Below are 21,969 nucleotides of genomic sequence, written 5' to 3' on the forward strand. Positions count from 1 at the left end.
ATGCTACGCATCCTTCAATTCCTTTATAGTCTAAGGTCTTTCCTCTTATTTGTTTTGCTTGAAGTATTGGCGATCGGATTAATTGTCTCCAATAACTCGCCCCAGGGTGCAGCTTTCTATAATAGTTCCAATGCCCTAACTGGCTCTGTCCTAAAGACCCGCTCAGATGTCATGGATTTCTTTTCACTTGCGGAGGCTAATGAAGCGCTCCTAAGTGAGAATGCCGGACTTCTTGAGCATCTTAAGGAAAGGGGTTATATTCCTGATAGCATCGCTTTAGCGTTAGATTCTGCATTGGAAGTACAATATAATTTCAAGGGCGCTCGGATTATCAGTAATTCGTTGCGCTTTGCACAAAACCACCTCACCCTTAATAAAGGGTCAAAAGATGGCGTCAAACCTGGAATGGGCATCTTCAACGAACAAGGTGTGATAGGAAGAGTCAAGTCAGTATCTGAAAACTTCTCTGTAGGCATTTCCCTGCTCAACACTGGAATGACATTGTCTTCCAAAATTAAAACTAACAACTCATTTGGTACTACCAATTGGGATGGTCTTGATTCTAAGCACGCCAAGTTACTCTATGTGCCTAGCCATGTTATTGCTAATGTAGGTGATACAATAGTGACGACCGGTTTCAGTAATGTGTTTCCGGAAGGCATTGAGATTGGGATTATATCTAGTGTTGAAAAAGGCGAGAACCCAAATTTCTTGGATATTGTCATAAGCTTAAGCACAGACTTTAGCAGTGCTCACTACGTCTATTTAGTGGAAAATACACAGGCCAATGAGCTTGACTCACTTTACAAGACTTCGCAAATAGAAAATGAATTTTAAAAATCTGATCGCTTACGTCTTCCTAGTGATCTGCCTATGCTTGGTGCAGATTTTACTTTTGAAAAATCTAGCGCTTTTTGGAGTGGCATTCTGCTTTATATACTTATTGGCTATTTTGAGTTTTCCTATCAGTATGCGTAGCTTTCCAGTAATCCTGATCAGTTTCGGCTTAGGCTTACTCATTGATGTGTTCTACGACACACTTGGACTTCATGCTGCAGCAGCAACTCTAATGGCTTTTTTGAGAACCTATTGGCTCAAAGCAATCAGTCCAAATGGCGGCTATGATGATGCGAATATTCCTACATTGCCTGAAATGGGGATTGGCTGGTACGTCAGTTATTCATTACCATTAGTATTTGCCTTTTCACTGATGTTTTTTGTTGCCGATCAATGGGGAACAGGGGGATTATTTGGTGTGTTGAACAAAAGTCTTTTCTCCTCGATATTCACAGTCATTATGGCTATAATTGTACAACTGCTGTTCTTCAAACGCAGGAGAGGAATCTGATGAACGACCAACGCCCCATAGTAATAATTGTTTTTGTATTCATAATAAGTGCGGTTCTTTTGACCAAACTGTTTATGATACAAGTGTTGGACGACAGCTTTCTCAAAAGAGCTGAGCGAAATGCTATTCAACGTGTAGTTGACCACCCCTATCGTGGCTTAGTATATGATCGCAACGGAAAATTGCTGGTTTATAATAATCCCATTTTTGATTTGATGATTGTCCCAAAAGAGTTTCAGGTAAAGGATACTACCCGTTTCTTAGAAATTTTTGGGATTACCAAAGAGCACTTAATCGAGACCTACCAGGCAGCAAGAAAATATTCCTACGTAAAACCATCAACCTTCATAAAGCAGATTTCGACAAATGAATTTGCGAGGATTCAAGATTTCCTGATTGATTACCCAGGATTATTCATCATGACTCGTTCTGTCCGCTCCTACCCTGAACCGGTAGCAGCGCATGCATTAGGCTACATAGGTGAAATCAGTGGTAGACAGCTCGAGCGCGATAGTTCTGGCTACTATGTTCAAGGGGATTACGTAGGTCTTAGTGGAATGGAACGCTATTATGAAGACCAAATGCGTGGAAAAAAGGGTGTTAAGTATAAAATGGTCAACGTCCGCGGAGTAGACAAAGGTCCATTTAAAGATGGTGAATACGATACTGCGTCTGTAGCAGGAAAAAATATCAACTCCTCCATTGACATGGAGCTCCAGAAGTACGGTGAGATGTTGATGAAGGGAAAAACTGGGTCTGTGGTGGCTATAGAGCCAAAAACAGGGGAAATTCTTTCCATGATCTCTGCTCCTTTTTATGACCCAAATAGCCTGACTGGTTCAGATTTTGGAAAAAGTTACACGGCGCTTAATAGGCTAGAAACAAAACCCCTTTTCAATCGTCCAATAATGGCGACCTATCCACCTGGCTCAATTTTCAAAATCGTACAAAGTCTCATCGGTTTGCAAGAAGGCGTTTTAACACCAGAAACCACATTTGCATGCAATAGATCATTGGTTGCTTGCCACAATCATCCATCCCCAGTGAATCTTTTTGGAGCAATACGTAACTCCTGTAACCCATATTACCACCAGGCTTTTCGTCAGATTATCAATCAGGAAGTCTCGAGTAATACCTATAAGGATACAGAAATCGGCTTGGACATATGGCGTGAACATGTAATGAAGTTCGGCCTTGGCGGAACTTTAGGAATTGACATGCCAAATGAAAAAGGTGGAGATGTGCCTTCCAGTAAATATTATGATCGTTTCTATGGAAATGGCCGCTGGAAATACTCCACAATTTATTCCCTGTCTATTGGTCAGGGAGAGTTACTAGTCACTCCAGTTCAGATGGCTAATTTGGCAGCCATATTCGCCAATAAAGGTTATTATTACACTCCTCACTTAATCAGGGCCATAGATGGAGATCAAAGTAAAATCCCCCAAGAGTACCTAACCAAACATGATGTGGGCGTGGATGCACACCATTTTGATATGGTTCAAGATGCTATGGTTCAGGCATTATTTGGCACTGCCCAGCGAGCACTAATGAAAGATATTCAGATCGCCGGTAAAACCGGAACTGCACAAAACCCGCACGGAGAAGACCACTCTGTATTTATAGCCTTTGCTCCAAAAGACAATCCAAAAATAGCAATAGCAGTCTATGTAGAAAATGCAGGATGGGGTGGTAGAGCTGCTGCTAGTATGGCTTCATTGATGATAGAGAAATATCTGAAAGACAGCGTCTCCAGATCTGATCTTGAGAAATATGTCATCGAAGGCAAATTTATGAATTAATGCGAGAGACGGATATCAACATAAATCGGGTAGACTGGATCACTGTTATGATCTATTTCGCATTAGTAATGATAGGCTGGTTTAACATCTATGCAGCTGTCTATGATGGTCAAGTAGATAAAGGCATCTTCGATACGTCAATAAACTCTGGCATTCAATTAGTTTGGATAGGTACAGCAATAGCCATCATAATAGTGATTATGGCGGCAGATTATCGTCTGTTCGAAAATCTTGCTATCCCAATTTATTTATTTTTTCTTGTGCTTTTGCTACTCACTCCTTTCTTAGGTAAAGCAGTAAATGGCCAAGTACTCTCAATTGGTGTGGGTTCTTTTAGAATTCAAGCTGGAGAGTTCGCCAAATTTGCAACTGCCCTTGCATTAGCAAAATTTATGGAAAGACCCACTTTTGATCTTTCCAAGCCCCAATATCAATTACAAGCATTTGCAGTACTTCTGATACCTGTGATACTAATCATCCTCCAACCAGATACAGGCACGGCTATGGTGTATTTTTCCATGCTGATAATGTTTTATCGTGAGGGGCTTCCACAAAAATACTATGTGATTGGAATAGGATTAATTGCCCTAGTTCTTCTTGCCTTAGGTATAGAAAATAATCTTTATTTAGCTGGCGCTATAATCGTAATCGTGGTGATCTTTATCCTGATGGGAAAGAAGACACCACAACAGATTATAGCTTTTAGTATCATCGGAATAGTATTGATAGCCTTCACTTATAGTCTTGACTTTGTTGTATCCAAACTTCCGGAGCATCAGCAGAACAGGGTTATGGTGCTCTTCAATCCAGACCTTGACCCACTTGGTGCAGGTTGGAATGTTACTCAGTCAAAAATTGCTATAGGATCGGGTGGACTTATCGGAAAAGGTTATTTGCAGGGCACCCAAACAAAGTTCGATTTTGTTCCAGAACAACATACAGACTTTATTTTTTGCACCTTAGGAGAAGAATTTGGCTGGCTAGGTAGTTTCGTAGTAATAGCACTGTTTGTCACTTTACTCACCAGATTAGTACTGATGGCTGAGCGACAGAAGAATAGATTTACAAGGATCTACGGCTATTGTGTGATTTCGATTTTGACGTTTCACTTTATGGTCAATATCGCAATGACCATCGGGTTATTTCCAGTAGTAGGAATCCCTCTGCCATTCTTTAGTTATGGAGGTTCTTCGCTTTGGTCATTCACAATTTTACTTTTCATTTTCATTAAAATGGACAGCTCTAGGGCACTTCAGCTAGGTAGAATGGGTTAAGATGCCAGCAGCTTTTTAAGCCATATTTGCTTCTTCGGCTCTCTATTTTTAATGGCAAATGGTGTATGATAACGATGAGCTTTCAAAAAATTTATCTGCAGTTCCTTCCATTGTTGCGCTGTAGAGATCACATTCATAGTCTTTAGTTCCTCGAATAATTTCTTGCTGATCTCAGGATAATCTTCCCTTCCTAAATAATCCAAATCAGCATCACAGAGAATTCGTTGTAAATGATTCTGGGGGGTTTGAGGGATTTTAGTAGCCAACACCAAACCTTTAACTGTCTCTATTTTATCATGGTTTACACCAATTTTCTGCAAAATAACTTCTGCCATTCCAGCACCTACTTCTTCATGATTTGCTGAACCTTTGAGAAAGCCCATATCGTGTACTATCGCCCCTGTTCTCAATAAGTCCCTTTCTTCTTTAGGGAGTTTTTCTCTTCTTATATACTGATTGCATACGTTCAGCACATCCATGGTGTGATCCAGCCCATGATAGGTCAAAGTCTTGGGCAAATTGGCTTCAAGATTGGATAAAACTTGTATTCGGAGCGTACGATATCCTTGCATGGGATGAAACAGGTCTAATGGCTAAAAAGCTGTCTTTACTGCGTAATACAATATATAGACAAACATTAAGCCAATATTAAATGATAAAAAGCGAACAGAAAGGTTGACATTTCTAAATTTGGTGGCAGTGATCTTAGCATTGATAAACACTTGCTCTCCGAGCTGGTCGAAGAGTGGCTGTCTTGTTGTACTCACTTTTTCCAGTTCTTTTATGTAGTCCTTAATAGGCCCATACGACGAGATAATATTTCCAAAGAAGAATACACTTTTATCATAGTTGGTTTCTATTTGGGGCATAAAGCATCTGAAGCTATAATAGATAGAAACGACACTAAAAACGAACCAAGTGCCCATGAATCCATATGTGATAAAATCAGATGTTGCCAGTTCAATTAGATGCTCATAGAACTGGAAGAAAACATTCATCAATAAACCGTAAAAAGAAAGCACTAAACCGGCTTTTATCTCAGAAGCTTTGATTAAATCACGCAAATACATGATTAGATACCAATAATTATCCACGGCATCTATACCGGGATCTAGAGGTGGCAGGTCTTTAAGTCCTTGGAATTTCTTACGCATTGATTGAAAAAAACTTGCTGAAACATATCAACATGTTAAAAACAAGTTAATCTCTGAATTAAGCAATTCCTATAATTTAAGGAGATTTGATTATGTAAATATAAAAAAAGCTATAAAAAAGCTCTTTTTATATTTACAAGTCAGAATCACTATACTTCAAATTTCCGATAGACAAGTAACAGAAATTCCTGAACAGACTCTGAATCCGATTTCCAGCCCAGTTCTTCTACATACCGTGAATTGACCAAACCTATCGCTTCCTCGAATGAATGACACTTGTCTATGGATTTTAATGCGTGCTTGAGCAAATCAGCATTCCCGTCAAAAAGCTCCTTAGTAAACATAAAGCGCTGATTGATAGCGAGACTTTCAGCTAGCTCTCCCAATATCCCTTTCATCCCTTTATAGGAAAGTGTTTCAAATTTTGCTTTCAAATTATATGGATCAAATCCATTTGAGGTAGCATTAGAATGAGTTACATGAACTGTTTTCGCAGGCTCAGGCTTTACCTCCACCATTCTGACTGGCTCAGGTGCTACATCTCCGATACCAGTAGCATTAATTTCTACCTGATCAAAAAATGAGCTTTTTGACTCCTGTTCCCTATTGGGCTCAGGCATTGAATCAGAAACCAAAATTTGCTCCTGAGCATTCTGACCTAAATAGGCATCCAGGTCAAATGGCTTTATGTCACCAAGAGTTGCCAGAAGTAGATTAACGGATTCCAAAGACCCCTGTATTGCCTGATAGTTGGCAGCGATGGCTCGTAGGTAAGCACTTTCATCATGACCAAATCCTGCTTTATCCACTAGAAATGTGATGGTCTGTGAGTGCCACTTATAATATTTTTTGTTGTCTCTCAGGAACTCATTGATTTGACCTACTGGTGCTTTTGAGATCTCATTCTGGTAAAAGGAGACCGGATCAGTAGCAACTTCAACTGCTTGCCTAATCGATGTTTCCAAGAGCGGCTGCAATTGTTCTTTCTCTATTTTAATTCTACGAGAAAGTACATTCATAAAATCCGTCAACGCTTCATGCACGGTGATATCTCGGTAGTCAAAATACGGGTTGCTCTTAAGCTTTGCTAGCTCATCCTGCCACAATTCAAAAAGTCTTTTGATGATAAAGAAATTCACCTGAGCACTATTCGTCAACTGCACGATATCTTGCCCAGTCATGTATGGTTTGGAAGAGAAAAACTGACCACAAACAATTGCGGCATAGTCTTCGGAGTATTTTTCTAAATAATTGCTGTTAATTTGAGTTGTCATTGAAGAGTGGTGTTTACAAAAGTCAACGAACAAATGCCTCAAATCGTCATAGAAAATCTATTTAATCTGAGGATTAATTCTGATAGCGTACATCGTAAAGTTATCGAAATTATTCATGAAAATGGCATCGACTGGATGCATGCTTGTGGGAAAAAAGGCAGATGTACCACCTGCAAAATCATCTTGAAGTCCGGCGAAGAAAATCTCTCCCCTCCTACCAAACCCGAGCTTGATTACCTCAGCCAAGGAAGACTGAAATGTGGGGAAAGGCTGTCGTGCCAAGCGGAACTTACAACAGGTGAGATAGTTGTCCGTGTTGGCGAATTCAATAAGTTTCCACATATAGCCTATAGCGAATAGTGAAATCATGTTTATAGAACCTTCAATAGGTAGATTGAGATCCTCAGGGAACAAAGGTCAGATCGAAGTGATCTGTGGTTCTATGTTTTCGGGAAAAACAGAGGAATTAATCCGCCGTCTGAATCGCGCGAAAATTGCGCGGCAAAAAGTGGAGATCTTTAAGCCCTCCATAGACAAGCGCTACGACGAAAACGATGTAGTTTCTCATAACGAAAATGTCATTCGCTCCACCCCAGTCAACTTCGCAGATGATATTCTCCTCTTGGCAGGAGATTGTGACGTAGTAGGAATAGATGAGGTGCAATTTTTTGATGAGCAAATAATAACCGTTGCACAAAAGCTAGCCGGACAAGGAAAACGAGTTATCCTCGCTGGCCTGGATATGGATTTTGAAGGCGAGCCTTTTGAACCTATGCCCAAACTGATGGCTGTAGCAGAATATGTCACTAAGGTAAATGCCATTTGCATGAAATGCGGGGAGTTGGCCGCCTTCTCCTTTCGCCTTTCCGACGCCAAAGAGAAAGTAGTGCTTGGAGAAAAAGAAAGCTATGAAGCACGGTGTAGAAAGTGCTTTTACGAGGATAGGAAGTAGTCAGGTCTTGGATTTCAGATGACCGATTTCACTATTTGTCAGTCCGAGCGTAGTCAAGGACCCTTCGACTTCGCTCAGGCTGACATACTCAACTGAGAAATGGTACAACAGGCTTTAAAATGATAAAGGTCGAATGATGAATATTATATAATGAAGTTGCCCAACCACTCATACACTAAGAAATACGAGACAGTCTATTATTCCAACTAATGCTCAAAAAGACCCAAGGGATAGTTCTTAGCGCCATTCGATACAAGGAAACGAGCATCATCGTGAAGATCTTTACCCGGGAGCTTGGACTAAAATCCTATCTAGTGAACGGCGTTCGAACCCAAGGAAATAAATCCAAAATAGCACTTTACCAACCACTGACATTACTTGAACTTGTGGTTTACGATAAAGACAATGGTGGATTACAACGAATATCGGAAGCTCAGCTAACAAGAGCACATCAGCTGATCCCCTTTGATTTTACTCGGACAGGTATTGCCCTTTTCATCACAGAAGTGATCAGCAAGTCTATTTATGAGAATTATCAGAATGAAAGCTTGTTTGATTTTCTACAGGAATGTATAATTATATTAGACAGCAAGGACGTGCATGTCGGACAATTTCCATTAGTGTTCCTGATCGAAAAAGCTAGGTATCTAGGTTTCGCACCGCAAGCAGCATTGGGTTTTTTATCAGAAAGTAGATCGCAGCCATTTTCACCCACAGAACTTGCTCAAGCTGAAAACTACCTATCGGCACTTATGACCTATTCATTCGCTAATGAAGCTAAAATAAGCAAAGCGCTCCGCCAAAAACTGTTGGATCACCTACTCGACTTCTATAGTCAGCACTTGGATAATCCTGGGAACTGGAAATCCCTGATGATTCTGAGGCAGATCTATGAATAATTTTCCTGCTTACTAAAGCTGCGAGGGTTAAAGAACCTTTGAGATCTTTTTTTCATCTCGAAGATTTATGTTGTGATGTTTACCTCCTGATGCTCCCGCTAAAATTCTAATGCGCAGTAATCCTTTCAAATCTCCGTGCTTCTCTATAAAAAATCTCCAATCTCGGATCTCTCATTCTAAATTTTCAATTCTAATTTTAAACTCTTTATTCTCCCCTTCACTATGTTCTCACTGTGACCCTCTTAGATTTTTTTGATCTCGAAGGTTCTTTAGTAAAACTTTACAGTGAAAAAGCGAATGATATTTAACAGTTTTTTAAATCTCCTGCCAAGTTATATCACCCTCCAAAGCCTAAATACGAAGTTTTTAAGTCAACCAGATATTTTCGCTAGACATTCTTATTCGTTTATAAAATCTCCATTTTCTCATTCTCCCATTCTCTTTGTATCCCAGTGCGCACCTTTGTGGCTCTAGAAATTCACTAATCCTCTTATCACATTTCCAAAACAATAATTTGTATAATCCAAACTCATGGGTTAATATTGTAACATCACCGTGAATGTGCAAGTCAGCCCGCTTTGACTTGAGTGTTTCCTGCAGATCTTTTTTGCTCAGAAAATCATCCACGATCCCAAATACCGCATTACTACATTTTATTTATTTCATACCCTCTTTATGTACAACATAGAAGAACTCAGAGTCAGGTTACTGTCTGAACTGAAGGAAATCGCTGAGGAGCTTAGTGTAAAAAATCACAAATCTCTCAAGAAAGACGAACTTGTCTACGCAATCCTTGATCAACAGGCCATCACCCCAGAACAAGCTTTACCAAAAAAGAAGCCTTCGGCTGCCACAGAGCCAGCCAAAGGAATAGACAAACCAGCTGAATCCCTCAAGCCTGAAGCGTCTCCAAAACCAGCAGAATCCCCAAAAACTGCGACTGAAAAACCAAGCGAAGAGCCGGAATACAAGCCTAAATTCAAGAGACAAAACGTAACGGCAATCCCTAAAGCAGAAGAAACTCCTGCCGAAGAGCTTAAAAAAGCCCCTGAACCAAGAGCCAAAGAAGCTAGACCGGACTGGAAAGCCAAAAAAGAAGCTCAGCCTGAGCGACCAGAAAGAAAACCACAGCCACAACCACAAGCTGAGGCGAACGCTGAAGAACCAAAAACATTCAGACCAAGACGTAAAGTTTTCGAAGAAGTAGAAACAACGCCAGAAGCTAAGGAAGAAACTCAAGCTCCTGCGACTCCACAACCAAAGCAAGAGCATGAAGTAGAACTGCCGAAAAGGAAGAACTTCAAATCTCCTGACGAAACAATGGCTCCAGCAGCCGAAACAGTTCCTCATTCCAACCGCAGACGTCCAGGAGTGAATCCACGTGAATTCGATGGAGTAATCGAAAATGAAGGTGTTCTTGAAATGATGCAAGAAGGCTACGGCTTCCTTCGCTCGTTGGATTACAACTACCTCGCATCTCCGGATGATATTTACGTCTCTCCTAGTCAAGTGAAGCTTTTCGGTTTAAAAACAGGAGATCACATCAAAGGATCTATTCGTCCTCCAAAAGAAGGTGAAAAGTATTTCGCCTTGTTGAAAATCGAGACTGTAAATGGTAAGACTACCGACGAAATCAGAGATCGTGTTCCTTTCGAATATTTGACTCCACTTTTCCCAGAAGAAAGATTAAACCTATCCACTACCGGAGATAAATTCTCTACGCGAGTAGTAGATCTCTTTGCTCCTATCGGAAAAGGCCAACGAGGTATGATCGTAGCTCAGCCAAAAACAGGTAAGACGGTATTGCTACAGCAGATCGCGAATGCCATTACCAGAAATCACCCTGAAGTTCACTTGATGATCTTGCTGATCGATGAGCGACCGGAGGAAGTAACAGATATGGCTCGTTCGGTGAAGGCAGAGGTAATTTCCTCCACTTTCGATGAGACAGCAGACAGACACGTGAAGGTTTCCAACATCGTTTTGGAAAAAGCCAAACGTATGGTAGAAGTAGGTCATGATGTAGTGATCCTTCTTGATTCTATCACGAGACTTGCGCGAGCGCATAATACAGTCGTTCCAAGTTCAGGAAAAATCCTTTCCGGTGGTGTGGATGCGAATGCGCTTCACAAGCCAAAGCGTTTTTTCGGTGCAGCCCGTAACGTAGAGAATGGCGGTTCTTTGACCATCATTGCAACAGCGTTGGTAGAAACTGGTTCAAAAATGGATGAGGTGATCTTTGAAGAATTCAAAGGTACTGGTAACATGGAACTTGCACTTGACCGTAAGCTATCTAACAGAAGAATATATCCTGCTATCGATGTACTTAATTCAGGTACTCGTCGTGAGGATCTATTGATGGACAAAGAAGAGATGCAGCGTGTTTGGATTCTTCGTAAACTGATGAGCGACATGAATTCTCAGGAATCAATGGAATTCTTGCTTAATAGAATGAAAGGAACCCGCGACAATGCAGAGTTCTTGATCAGTATGAATGGATAAGAATGTTGGGTGTTCAATGCTGGATGCCCGATGTAGCTTTAATGATATAAAGAAACCGACTTGAGAAAGTCGGTTTTTTTTGTTTTATCTTCTGAAACATAAATTTTCAAAGTTTTAAACTTTGGAAGTGCTAGAGCAAATTAATTTTACACCATATTCTTTTGCTGATAGCTGAGGAATCATAGAATAAATATACGTAAGGCTACAATTTTTTTACCAGACTATTATCCAAAAACCGAGAAGTTTTTGGTAGTAAAGTCTGGTAAAATTACTCCAGCTTGACCTAAGCTAGGATCAAATAAATTATATCATATTTAATAATCTACTTGGTCAAACCAAATCCTATTTATCACCCTTGCACGAGAAGTTTCTTCCCTTATTATAGGCAAATTCGATACCTGTAATTTGGTATATATCACCTGATTAGTGCTTTGGAAAAGCAACGTCAACATAATAAACTCTTGCGAAAAAAATCTCTTAAATTTAAAAAGTATTTAGCTATACCTATTTTTTATTCAAAATATTATTTCAATTTTGCTAGGTATTTATCTGTTTTTCGGCATAATCAGTTATTATTTAAATTATATCGAAATAAAATTCTAAATACTATATATGAAAAACAATTTTATATAGATGAAAATTACCACATGTTTTATCTAAACCACTATGAAAAACTATTATTTACTCGCCCTAGTTTTAGTCTTTACATTCTATTCCTGTAATGACAGCTCAGAATCAATTATCGATGGGCCTATTTTAGAAAGTTATATCGTAGTCAACTCGGACAGTGAATCTCTCACTTCACGTGTGAAATTAGATAATTCGGGAGTAATTGGATTAATTGACCCTGACATTCCATCAGGTAGGCTATTAGAGGTAGCGTCTAATATCCCTCTCATTATGGTGTCTCAGGTTGATGCTCCAGAGTTTGAAGGAAAAAAACTCCAGGCTACTCATGTGGATATTGATGGCAAATATGCCTACGTATCTTACAATACAGCAGGCGACACCTACTTAGGAGCAGTGGATATATTTGATATCTCAAATATCTACAGCCCTAAGATTACAGAACAAGCTATATTTAAAGACGCTGATATCAGTGCAATTGAGTACAAGAATGGAAAGCTATATTTAGCAGCGGCTGTCAACATAGACAAAAACACACAAGTAACATCCCCAGCCAACTTAATTACTGTATCAGTTACTGCCGGGAAATTTTCTTCTGATTTTGTTTATACTTCTTTACCTAGTTATGTTGCGACTGATGTTGCTAACACAAATTCAAAAACGGCTGTAACTAGTGGGAACGATGGAGCAATAGGTCTTTTTGATGCGTCTAAGACACCTGGAGCTAGCACTAAAATGGAAGACCTAAGAGCTGTGGCTTTTGGGAATAACAAGCTTGCAGTACTAAGCGGCACCTCAGGAGTACATATTTTGGATCCTAACAGCCTTACCGAGGTTATAAATATTCCTTTGAAAGCAGATGTAGCTGGAGCTAAAAGAACACTAGATATTGATAAAGATAATTTATATGTAGCCGAAGGAGCCAATGGTGCAGGTATCTACAAAATGACTGACGGAAGCTTAGTTCAAAAGCTTGCTATTCCTATCAATCCTGCTGATGTCGCTGCCAGTGAAATTGTTACCAATGCTGTATCAGTAGATAAAAACTTGCTCTTTATGGCAAATGGTGGTGCAGGTATTTCTATTACAGATGTAGCTGATCTCTCAGCAATTAAAAGCCTGGGAGTTCTGGACCTGGATGGTTCTTCCAATTTTGTAAGAAATGAAGAGGAATTTGTTTTTGTCGCTACGGGATCTGGTGGTCTGCAGATTTTGAAGATCAGTAAAAGTGAAGGCGCTGAGAATTGCTCTGGAATACCGCCCTATAATGGTACTGCCTACTTAAATATTAACGGCAATGAGTCAGTTTCCTATTCAGGTTCTAGCGTATTGAAAGCAGTTAACATTGGCGGTACCTTCTTGTTTTGTGGCTCTTTGGCTATTGAGCAAAACCTAAACATCAATAGTGATGCAATAATGGCCGTAAACGGTTCCTTTGTTTTTGGCCAATTTAAAAAGAACACAAGCCTGAATTTAGGCAGCCTTTCTACATTGAAACTTCAAGGAAACACGGTCATTTATGGAGATTTAAAACTGAATAATGGATCTACTCTTGAATTTATTGGAGAAGGTAATTCCATAACGGTTTATGGTTCTGTTACAATAAATAGTGGAGCTCAAATAATCGGCAAGTTTACAGACACAGAAGGGAAGTTAAAGTAGCAATACCTAAATAAAATCAATAAATGACCCGACTTAATCCTGAGTCGGTTTTTTTCTCCTTAAGTTATGATTCATTACAAGTAGATATACAGTATTTAGAAAGATCACTTAGATGAATTTTCTAATTAAGAAGACGATTATTTTGAGCTTGTTGGTTTAAAACAAGTTGCTTGCTAGTTAAATTTAAAATACATTTTTATAGCAATGAAACTGTATTTGTAACCTAGATATTAATGCTTTTGAAGCAGTTTTTAACTAATACACATTCGCAGAATATCTTTCTAGCAAGTCTGATGTGCTTTGTTTTATCTTATAATTTTTTAGGAGCACAGACAGTGACATATAATTTTGGTGCAGGAAACTTCACAGTTCCAGATGGAATAGACACTATTAAAGTATCCGTCTGGGGAGCTGGCGGAGGTGGTGGTTTTAATAATGGAAACAAGGGAGCAGCAGGAGGAGGAGGAGGAGCTTTTATTTTAGCAAATATCTATATTGTAACACCGGGGGGAGCTATTGCTTATATGGTTGGATCTGGAGGGATAGGTCAAACTTCAGCATCCCCTGTATCATTTTCAGCAGGCAATGGAAATCCTTCCGTATTTGGACCAACAGGGCCCAAACAATTATATGCAAATGGTGGAAGCAGAGGAAGGGATGTTATCTTTGGAACTGGCGGCCTTCCAAGTATAGGACCATACTTTTATAGAGGTGGGGGTAATTCTGCAACTCCATCTAATTCGGGAAATAGCGACGGCTCAGGCGGAGGGGCAGCTGGAAGCTCATCAGGAGCAGGTGCAAATGGGACTAGTACAGGACTTCGGGGTGTCGGATCTAATGGCGCAGGTTCAGGAGGAGATGGGGGAGGATATAATAATGATACTGAAGTAGGAAAAAACGGAACTCAACCTGGTGGGGGGGGTGGTGGAGAAGGTCAGAGCGGAGCATCCGGAGGAAATGGAGGAGATGGTAGGATAACCATCGCATGGATTTGCTCTAATACACTTCCTGCAAGCACTGCAAATCAGACTCTATGTGCTGGGGGACCTGCGATCACAAATATCACTTATACCATGAGAGGTGCTTATGGAGCTACATTTTCCAATTTGCCACCAGGAGTCACCGGTGCTTATACAAATGGTCTTGTAACTATTTCTGGAACTCCGACTGCAGCAGCAGCCGGAAACTCCTACAACTATACAGTTACTCCTACCGGAAGCTGTATTAGCGCAATAGCCACTGGAACCATCACCGTTACCGGAAACAATACTGCTGGAACTATTTCATCCAATACATTCTGCCAAGGCTCAGCCCTTCCAGCTGGAGTAACTCAATCCACATCTGGAGCAACTGGCATTGGTACACCTACAGGTTTACCAAACGGAGTAACTGCTGCTTGGGCTGGGAATCAAATTACTTTTACAGGAACACCAACCGTTTTTGGATCTTTCCCATATTCTATTCCTTTAACCGGTGGATGTGGAAGCGTTAATGCAACTGGAACTATCACAATAAATGAAACTCCGTCTATAAAATCTTTCACATCCCCTGGAGGTACTCAATGCATCAATACTGATTTTCCTGATCTTTCTGTAGGCACGGGCTTCGGCTATACATATCAATGGTATAAAAACGCCGCTCCTAATAATACAACAGGAACAGCTATAATAGGAGAAACTAATAATACATTAGATCCTTCCAGAACCCCCGCTGGCACTACTTATTACTACGTGGTAGTTAGCTCCCCAACCTGTACTTCTTCTGTGACTAGTCCTGTTTTAGGCGCATATACTGTAGCTCCTAATAACACGGTGACAGCAGCCTCTGCTACCCCTATAGTTTGTATAGGTTCGCCTATGCCGACCCCAGTAACTCATACCACCACAGGAGCAACAGCGATTGGCGCTGCTACTGGATTACCTACGGGAGTAACTGCTACTTTCTCTTCTAATACTATTACGATTTCAGGTACGCCATCAGTCTCAGGAGTTTTCTCTTATACAATCCCTCTTTCAGGGGGCTGCGGAACAGTCAATGCTACTGGAACTATCACAGTCAATGCTACTTCTGCGATTACTTCTCCGGTTTTAACTGGCCAAACACGCTGTATTAATACCACTGCATTCAACCCACTCTCGGTTGGGGGAGGTCAAGGATTCACTTATCAATGGTATAGAAATACTGCCAATTCAAATGTCGGGGGTACATCAATTCCAGGAGCTACCACAAATAGTTATACTCCGGCAAATAACACAGCAGGCACACTTTACTATTACGTAGTAGTATCTTCCGCTACCTCATGCAGCACTGCCGTAACGAGCGCAGTCTCTGGTGCAATCATTGTCAATCCATTGCCGGTAGTTTCATTTACAGCACAGCCTTCTGGACCTACTGCCTGCGTAGATACAGATGTCACTTATTCGACACAAATTGGGGAAACAGCTTATGTCTGGACAATACCTGGTACAACGGGTGTAGATTACTCAATCACCTCTGGAGGAAATGGAAGTCCAAATCTTGTTTTAAAATGGTTGACCCCGGGCAATAAATCTGTTACTGTAAATTATACAGATGCGCAAGGTTGCGGAGCAAGCAGTCCTGCAACTTCGAATACTATCACTGTTCAGAAAACCATAGCAACTCCGCCTTCAAATCCTAATTCTAGTTCTTGCTACACTGGTGCATTCACATCAATTACCCACAGCACAACATTTGCGACAGGTATTACAAACCCTGGAGTTTCTGGAGCAAATGGACTTCCTTTAGGACTTTCTGCGATCTGGACAGGAACAGCAGCTAACGGAACAATTAGCATCAGCGGAACTGTCGATCCTACCGTAACTCCCGGCCCAAAATCTTATAGTATTCCTCTTAATGGAGGTTGCGGTACAGTAGTAGCCACTGGCGTCATCAATGTAGAACCTCAATACACAATAGGTCAAATTTTTTCAGTCTCCCCTTCGAGTACTGGAGGAAACGCTACGATTACACTCAACCTCGTTCCTTCGACTTTAGCTAACGGAAGTTTTGTGGTGAATTACTCCATGGGCGGAGCAAATCCACGAGCTGCTACAAATCTTACTGTCAATTTTATCAATGGTGTAGGCACGTTTCCTACAAGCTCAATTACCAATGAGGATTTAACTTCCTTGACAATAAATTCGGTCAGAAAAGCTTCAGATCCAACTTCATGTCCAGTACCTACAAGTACAAATAACATTACGTTTTTTGGTATCCAACCAAAAATTTTCCCTTCAAATGGGACATTTTATGTGCCGGCTGGAATCTTCCAAATCACAGTTAAGGTCTACGGTGGTGGTGGCGGTGGCGGCGGTGGATCAAAGGAAAATTCCGCTGGCGGTGGTGGCGGAGGGTATTCCGAAAATACCATTTCAGTAACCCCAGGTGAAGCCATTGGGATTTTTATAGGCATAGGTGGGCCAGGGCAAACAGGATCTGGGACAGCTGGAAATGGTGGCCCGAGTTGGATCACTCGAGACTCAAGCCTACCTAATCCTCAGACTTCAAGTCTAGCTTACGCTTTTGGCGGGGGTGGAGCAAATGTGACGACTCGTGGCGCTGCTGCTCTTACTGGTCTTAATGGATCAATAAATCAGCCAGGAAACATTGGTGGTCTACCAAACGTGCCTACAGCTGACACAGGAGGAACAGGTGGAAAAGGAGGGGGACCTGACGGAGGAAATGGTGGCCTTGGTGGCGCCGGAAATGGAAACAGACCAGGGAATACAGGATCATTGTTCGGTGGCGGCGGTGGCGGATCTAGAGGAAATGCCGATGGAGGAAATGGAGCTCGCGGCTACGTAATTATCACTTATCCACTTCCTCCACAATCATCTTGTTTTGAAGTAATTGATGATGGGGCAAAGTCTGGAACTACTGTAATTGAATTCACTTGCTTAGCCACATGGACTGCTCCAGAAGGCCTTACCAGATTTAACACCACAGTTGGTGGAGCTGGTGGTGGAGGTGGTTTAGGATCAGGTGGAGGTGGTGGTGGAGCTGGAGAACTAGTGCACAACTTGTCTTATTCCACTACTAATCCTTATGGATTTCCGGCAGGAACCTCATTTTCAATAACTGTTGGTCAGGGCGGTGCTGGATCTACCTCAATAAACTCTAAAGGTAATCCTGGTGGCACCTCTACAATTACCGGTAATATTGACGGATCAGCTATTACAGGTGCGATTGCCATAGGTGGTGGTGGTGGTGGGTCAAGAGGAAATGGTACAGGAATGGATGGCACTTCAGGGGGCGGTGGAGCCGCAATCGACAGTCCACAGACAAATTTTATAGGAGGAAAGGCAACAACTCCTTCAAAAGGTACTTCTGGAGGACGAGGAGATGCTTCTGGAAATGGAGCACACGCAGGTGGTGGTGGTGGTGGTATTACAACTATTGGACAAAATGGATCAGGTGCAGGTGCTGGACAAGGTAAAGGTGGGGATGGAGGAAATGGAGTACAATATATAATTGCAGGTTCAACGAGGAATTATGGAGGCGGCGGCGGCGGAATAGGAAACAATTTTAATGGCATTAATAAATTCAATGGTGTTGGGGGCTCTGTCGCTGGAATTAAAATTGGAGGTGATGGTAATCAAGATAATGCATCTTCTGTTGGATATCAAGGTCAAGATTTAACTGGTTCGGGTGGTGGAGCAGGGTTCTTAAGAGGCGGTAGAGGAGGAAACGGAGTAGTCTACATTTATTATGATAATTTTCGCATCCTGGAGGTAGAATACCTCTACTTCAATGCTAAATATAATCCCCAAACTAGGTCTGCAGATTTAGCTTGGGCTACTTCCAAAGAGTGGGAAAACTTAGGGTTTGAAATCGAACGCTCGGTCAATGGTGTGACCTCTTGGACTAAGATCGGAGAATTGGAAGGTAAAGGCTATTCGGAAGTTCCTTCAGACTATCGCTTTTCTGATTTAACACTTCCAGCTTCAGGTGGGATAGTGTATTACCGATTGAAGCAGGTAGATTTCAATGGTAAGTTTTCATACAGTGTCACCAAATCACTTAAGGTGGAAGGAGTCAAAGGAAGCGGTGCATGGATAGCTTATCCAAACCCTAGTTCATTGAAAAGTAAGGTCACTTTGGATTTACTCAATAGATCCGTGTATAATGATGAACTAATCTTGGTTCAAATCTCCGATATAAAAGGAATAGCTGAAACATTCACTGTCCATCAAATTGAGTCAGTTTCAGAAGTAGTCAATGCATATCTGGATCGATCCATCTCGGGAATGTATGTTATTCAAATAATTTGGGGAAATAAATCTGAGCAAATTAAATTGTTAAGAAATTGATTTTAAAGAAGATTTTGCCCACGGTTCCAAATTTGGGCGGGCCAGCCGCTTCGGGAATAGCTACTACTTAATTGTCGGGCCGAAATAGGCAAAGTAGAGGTGGAGAATTCAATGGAGGTGGAGTATCAAGTGCAGGAGCTGCAGTAGATGGAAATACTCCATCTGAGGACAATAATATAATTTAGGTTCGAAAGCTCCAACTGGTGGTGGTGGTGGTAAAGGAGGAAATGGTGTTCCTGAGACTTTAGAGGCGCGACTTACGCTATTGAGACATCAGATGGTGGAACAGGAAGGATCGGAAATAACAGAGGAAATAGGAATAGTCAAACTCCGGGAACATCTACAGAAATAGCAGATTTGAGAGTAGTTAATTTTGGCAATGATAAAGTAGCCATTCTATCACGAAATAGTGCTGTACAAATCTTGGATCCAAACAGCCTTTCAGTGTTAGTCTGTATTCCGCCTGAGTCGGACGTTGCTGGGGCAACGAGACACTTAGATAAAAATTTGGTACACTGTATTTAGCAGAAGGTGCAAATGATGCAGGGATCTATAAAATAGCGGATGGTAGCATAATTCAATAATTACCTATCCCAATCTAGCTTGACGATGTGGCTGCTTGAGATATCGTGACTAACGCTATGTTTGTTAACAAGGGTTTACTTTTCATGGCATATGGCGCTGCAGGCATCTCTAATTCAGATGTGTCTGACCTGACTACAATCAAGCAATTTGGAATGTTGGATTTGGATGGTTCTTCAAATTTTTCGAGAAATGAAGAGGAATTTGTCTTCGTAGCTACTGGTTGTGGAGGCCTTCAGATTTTTGAAGTCCAACCTAAGTGGAAAAACAAATGATGTTTCTTGCGTAGGATTACCTAATTACCAAGGTAATTCATTTTTGAATTTCAATGGGAATGAACCTGAGGCTTACGCTGGCGCTGCAGTTTTGAAAAAGATGAATATCGGAGGGACTTTTTTATTCTGTAGATCATTGGCCATAAGCAAAACTTGAACATCAATAGTGGTGCGAAGATTATAGGAAAATCAACTGATACGGAAATTAAGTTGAAGTAAATAGAACTTTGTTATGGAAATAGTAAGCCGGCTCAGAAATGAGTCGGCTTTTTTATTAGTCGTGGAATAATATTAAAAATCATTACATAATACATATGACTACTTTTAACACGCTACTAAGGGTTAAGTTTTTTATTTCCAGCAGGTTGTCGTTCATTTATGTAGGTTTTCAATAAAATCACATTAAATTTGAAATGCATTTTTACATATTTAAACAACATTTTCTTATTTAATGACTCTGATCAAGCTTTCTATATTAACCAACCCCAAGTTTTTGGTCTATGCCCTAAGCCTGTGTTACCTATTGGTTGGTATGAATGGGGAAGTTTATGGGCAGTGTCCAACAACTGATACCTATACAAGTGGCTCAAATACCTTTACCGTTCCTGCAGGTGTAACCTCAATTACTGTGGAAGCTTGGGGTGGAGGCGGAAGAGGTGGATATTGGGATTCTAATGGCACGGGAGGCCGTGGTGGCGGTGGTGGTGGTGGATATTCCAGATCTGTGATTTCGGTTAGTTCAGGCCAAAGTTATACGTATGTGGTAGGTGCAGGTAGTAATTCGGATGCAGCAGGAGAAAATTCCAGGTTTTACATTACAACAGGCCCTGGGCCTAATTTGGTACTAGCAAATGGAGGGAATTCTGCAATCAATAGTAGTACTGGGGCTGCTGGAGGTCTCGCCTCAACAGTAGGCGGTTTTAACAGGAGTGGCGGCGCCGGAGCTAATGGATCTGGAACAACCTATGGCGGAGGCGGCGGTTCCTCAGGAGGAACAGTTCTAAATGGAGTAAACGCAACTAACCAAAATGGCGCTATTGCCCCAACAGGAGGAGGAAATGGAGGAACTGGAAGATCAGGATCTGAAGGAGACGGTGGAGCAGGAACTATTCCAGGAGGTGGTGGTGGTGGTTCATTGAAAACAAATAATGGAAGTGGAACCAGAAGTGGAGGTGTAGGAGCCAATGGCCAAATAAAAATCACTTATACTTTACCCGCAAACACCGTAACTACTACAAATCCAAGTCAAACGCGCTGTATAAATACAGCTCTTACCCCAAATATCACTCATACAACTACAGGTGCTACTGGCATTTCCAATTCTGGCGTATCTGGAGCAAATGGACTACCTGCTGGAGTAAGCGCTACATGGTCTGGAAATACTATTACAATTACTGGAACACCTACTGCTTCAGGAACTTTTAATTATTCTATTCCGATGACAGGCGGTTGTACAATTGGTCAACTCCCTGCGACTGGAACGATAACGGTAACTCCAAATCAAACGGTTGGCGCCGCATCAAGCACGCCAACGCTTTGTATCAATACTGGTCTAGTTGCTAATATTACACATGCCACTACCAATTCAACTGGCATCGCAAATAATGGTGTAGCCGGTGCAAATGGATTGCCTGCGGGCGTTTCTGCTTCTTGGGTTGGAAATACCATTACCATTTCCGGTACGCCGACCGCTTCAGGAACCTTCAATTATTCAATACCGGTGATTGGATGTTTGGCTTCCGGAGTAATTGCCACTGGAACTATTACTGTTACTCCGAATAATACAGTAGGAGCTGCTTCCAGTACTCCAACTCTTTGTATCAACACTGCCTTAACCAATATCACTCATTCCACCACTGGAGCAACCGGAATCGGTGTGGCTACAGGTTTACCTGCAGGAGTCTCTGCTGCCTGGTCTGGTAATGTAATTACCATCTCAGGAACCCCTACCGCATCTGGGACTTTCAATTATTCCATTCCTCTAACTGGAGGTTGCAATACGCCCGCGGTAAATGCTACAGGAACTATCACAGTCACTCCGAACAATACAGTGGCAGCAGCTTCCAGTACTCCAACTCTTTGTATCAACACAGCCTTAACAAATATCACTCATGCCACCGTTGGAGCAACCGGAATCGGAGCGGCAACAGGTTTACCTGCAGGAGTCTCTGCTGCTTGGTCTGGTAATGTAATCACCATCTCCGGCACCCCTACCGCTTCTGGTACTTTCAATTATTCCATTCCTTTATCTGGCGGTTGCAATACGCCGGCGGTAAATGCTACAGGAA

15 protein-coding genes are annotated in these 21,969 nt (G+C 41.4%); 12 read left to right on the top strand and 3 right to left on the bottom strand.

What is annotated here, in order from left to right:
- The 4 genes from mreC to rodA are packed head-to-tail and all read left to right on the top strand — an operon-like array spanning position 1 to position 4,424.
- Positions 1 to 837, top strand: coding sequence for a rod shape-determining protein MreC (mreC, locus tag BVH02_RS13930; RefSeq protein WP_086502069.1), 837 nt, complete (start codon positions 1 to 3; stop codon positions 835 to 837).
- Complete coding sequence (locus BVH02_RS13935; protein WP_086502070.1) at positions 827 to 1,348, top strand: rod shape-determining protein MreD; 522 nt, start codon at positions 827 to 829, stop codon at positions 1,346 to 1,348. The genes mreC and BVH02_RS13935 overlap by 11 nt, the downstream gene beginning before the upstream one ends.
- Positions 1,348 to 3,150, top strand: coding sequence for a penicillin-binding protein 2 (mrdA, locus tag BVH02_RS13940; RefSeq protein WP_086502071.1), 1,803 nt, complete (start codon positions 1,348 to 1,350; stop codon positions 3,148 to 3,150). Before BVH02_RS13935 ends, mrdA begins: the two co-directional genes overlap by 1 nt.
- Positions 3,150 to 4,424: a rod shape-determining protein RodA gene (gene rodA / locus BVH02_RS13945; protein WP_086502072.1), complete on the top strand. Its 1,275-nt coding sequence runs from the start codon at positions 3,150 to 3,152 to the stop codon at positions 4,422 to 4,424. The genes mrdA and rodA overlap by 1 nt, the downstream gene beginning before the upstream one ends.
- Here rodA and BVH02_RS13950 read toward each other — a convergent pair.
- The 3 genes from BVH02_RS13950 to BVH02_RS13960 form a co-directional block, all read right to left on the bottom strand.
- The gene (locus BVH02_RS13950; RefSeq protein ID WP_086502073.1) at positions 4,421 to 4,996 is read right to left on the bottom strand and encodes an HD domain-containing protein; all 576 of its coding nucleotides are present in this window, start codon (positions 4,994 to 4,996) and stop codon (positions 4,421 to 4,423) included. The genes rodA and BVH02_RS13950 overlap by 4 nt on opposite strands.
- Before the next feature lie 21 nt (positions 4,997 to 5,017).
- Entirely contained in the window at positions 5,018 to 5,578 is a 561-nt protein-coding gene (locus tag BVH02_RS13955) for a Pycsar system effector family protein (RefSeq protein ID WP_086502074.1), read from the bottom strand.
- A 149-nt stretch (positions 5,579 to 5,727) separates the two neighbouring features.
- Complete coding sequence (locus BVH02_RS13960) at positions 5,728 to 6,852, bottom strand: hypothetical protein (RefSeq protein WP_086502075.1); 1,125 nt, start codon at positions 6,850 to 6,852, stop codon at positions 5,728 to 5,730.
- Between the two features lie 135 nt (positions 6,853 to 6,987).
- Between BVH02_RS13960 and BVH02_RS13965 the strand changes: the two genes are divergently transcribed.
- From BVH02_RS13965 to BVH02_RS21435, 8 genes are all read left to right on the top strand, one after another.
- Positions 6,988 to 7,212 (top strand): 2Fe-2S iron-sulfur cluster-binding protein, encoded by a 225-nt coding sequence (locus tag BVH02_RS13965; protein WP_317045434.1) that lies wholly within the window; start codon positions 6,988 to 6,990, stop codon positions 7,210 to 7,212.
- 7 nt (positions 7,213 to 7,219) lie between these two features.
- Entirely contained in the window at positions 7,220 to 7,804 is a 585-nt protein-coding gene (locus BVH02_RS13970; protein ID WP_086502076.1) for a thymidine kinase, read from the top strand.
- Between the two features lie 209 nt (positions 7,805 to 8,013).
- Complete coding sequence (recO, locus tag BVH02_RS13975; RefSeq protein ID WP_086502077.1) at positions 8,014 to 8,703, top strand: DNA repair protein RecO; 690 nt, start codon at positions 8,014 to 8,016, stop codon at positions 8,701 to 8,703.
- Between the two features lie 675 nt (positions 8,704 to 9,378).
- Positions 9,379 to 11,205: a transcription termination factor Rho gene (rho, locus tag BVH02_RS13985; RefSeq protein ID WP_086502079.1), complete on the top strand. Its 1,827-nt coding sequence runs from the start codon at positions 9,379 to 9,381 to the stop codon at positions 11,203 to 11,205.
- 666 nt (positions 11,206 to 11,871) lie between these two features.
- Positions 11,872 to 13,494, top strand: coding sequence for an LVIVD repeat-containing protein (locus BVH02_RS13990; RefSeq protein ID WP_086502080.1), 1,623 nt, complete (start codon positions 11,872 to 11,874; stop codon positions 13,492 to 13,494).
- Between the two features lie 233 nt (positions 13,495 to 13,727).
- The gene (locus tag BVH02_RS13995; protein WP_086502081.1) at positions 13,728 to 18,824 is read left to right on the top strand and encodes a beta strand repeat-containing protein; all 5,097 of its coding nucleotides are present in this window, start codon (positions 13,728 to 13,730) and stop codon (positions 18,822 to 18,824) included.
- Positions 18,825 to 19,465: 641 nt separating this feature from the next.
- Positions 19,466 to 19,681 (top strand): LVIVD repeat-containing protein, encoded by a 216-nt coding sequence (locus BVH02_RS14000; RefSeq protein ID WP_086502082.1) that lies wholly within the window; start codon positions 19,466 to 19,468, stop codon positions 19,679 to 19,681.
- A gap of 451 nt (positions 19,682 to 20,132) precedes the next feature.
- A partial coding sequence (locus tag BVH02_RS21435) for a beta strand repeat-containing protein (protein WP_394363989.1) occupies positions 20,133 to 21,969 on the top strand: 1,837 nt, incomplete at its 3' end.

The organism is Algoriphagus ratkowskyi (assembly GCF_002150505.1).
Classification (GTDB): Bacteria; Bacteroidota; Bacteroidia; order Cytophagales; family Cyclobacteriaceae; genus Algoriphagus; species Algoriphagus ratkowskyi.

Bases quoted from the DNA above. Each gene is read 5' to 3' on its own strand.
- BVH02_RS14000 (WP_086502082.1), top strand. From the start codon at position 19,466: ATGTTTGTTAACAAGGGTTTACTTTTCATGGCATATGGCGCTGCAGGC.
- BVH02_RS13970 (WP_086502076.1), top strand. From the start codon at position 7,220: ATGTTTATAGAACCTTCAATAGGTAGATTGAGATCCTCAGGGAACAAA.
- BVH02_RS13965 (WP_317045434.1), top strand. From the start codon at position 6,988: ATGCATGCTTGTGGGAAAAAAGGCAGATGTACCACCTGCAAAATCATC.
- rodA (WP_086502072.1), top strand. From the start codon at position 3,150: ATGCGAGAGACGGATATCAACATAAATCGGGTAGACTGGATCACTGTT.
- BVH02_RS13950 (WP_086502073.1), bottom strand. From the start codon at position 4,996: ATGCAAGGATATCGTACGCTCCGAATACAAGTTTTATCCAATCTTGAA.
- BVH02_RS13990 (WP_086502080.1), top strand. From the start codon at position 11,872: ATGAAAAACTATTATTTACTCGCCCTAGTTTTAGTCTTTACATTCTAT.
- BVH02_RS13955 (WP_086502074.1), bottom strand. From the start codon at position 5,578: ATGCGTAAGAAATTCCAAGGACTTAAAGACCTGCCACCTCTAGATCCC.
- mrdA (WP_086502071.1), top strand. From the start codon at position 1,348: ATGAACGACCAACGCCCCATAGTAATAATTGTTTTTGTATTCATAATA.
- rho (WP_086502079.1), top strand. From the start codon at position 9,379: ATGTACAACATAGAAGAACTCAGAGTCAGGTTACTGTCTGAACTGAAG.
- BVH02_RS13995 (WP_086502081.1), top strand. From the start codon at position 13,728: ATGCTTTTGAAGCAGTTTTTAACTAATACACATTCGCAGAATATCTTT.
- mreC (WP_086502069.1), top strand. From the start codon at position 1: ATGCTACGCATCCTTCAATTCCTTTATAGTCTAAGGTCTTTCCTCTTA.
- BVH02_RS13960 (WP_086502075.1), bottom strand. From the start codon at position 6,852: ATGACAACTCAAATTAACAGCAATTATTTAGAAAAATACTCCGAAGAC.
- BVH02_RS13935 (WP_086502070.1), top strand. From the start codon at position 827: ATGAATTTTAAAAATCTGATCGCTTACGTCTTCCTAGTGATCTGCCTA.
- recO (WP_086502077.1), top strand. From the start codon at position 8,014: ATGCTCAAAAAGACCCAAGGGATAGTTCTTAGCGCCATTCGATACAAG.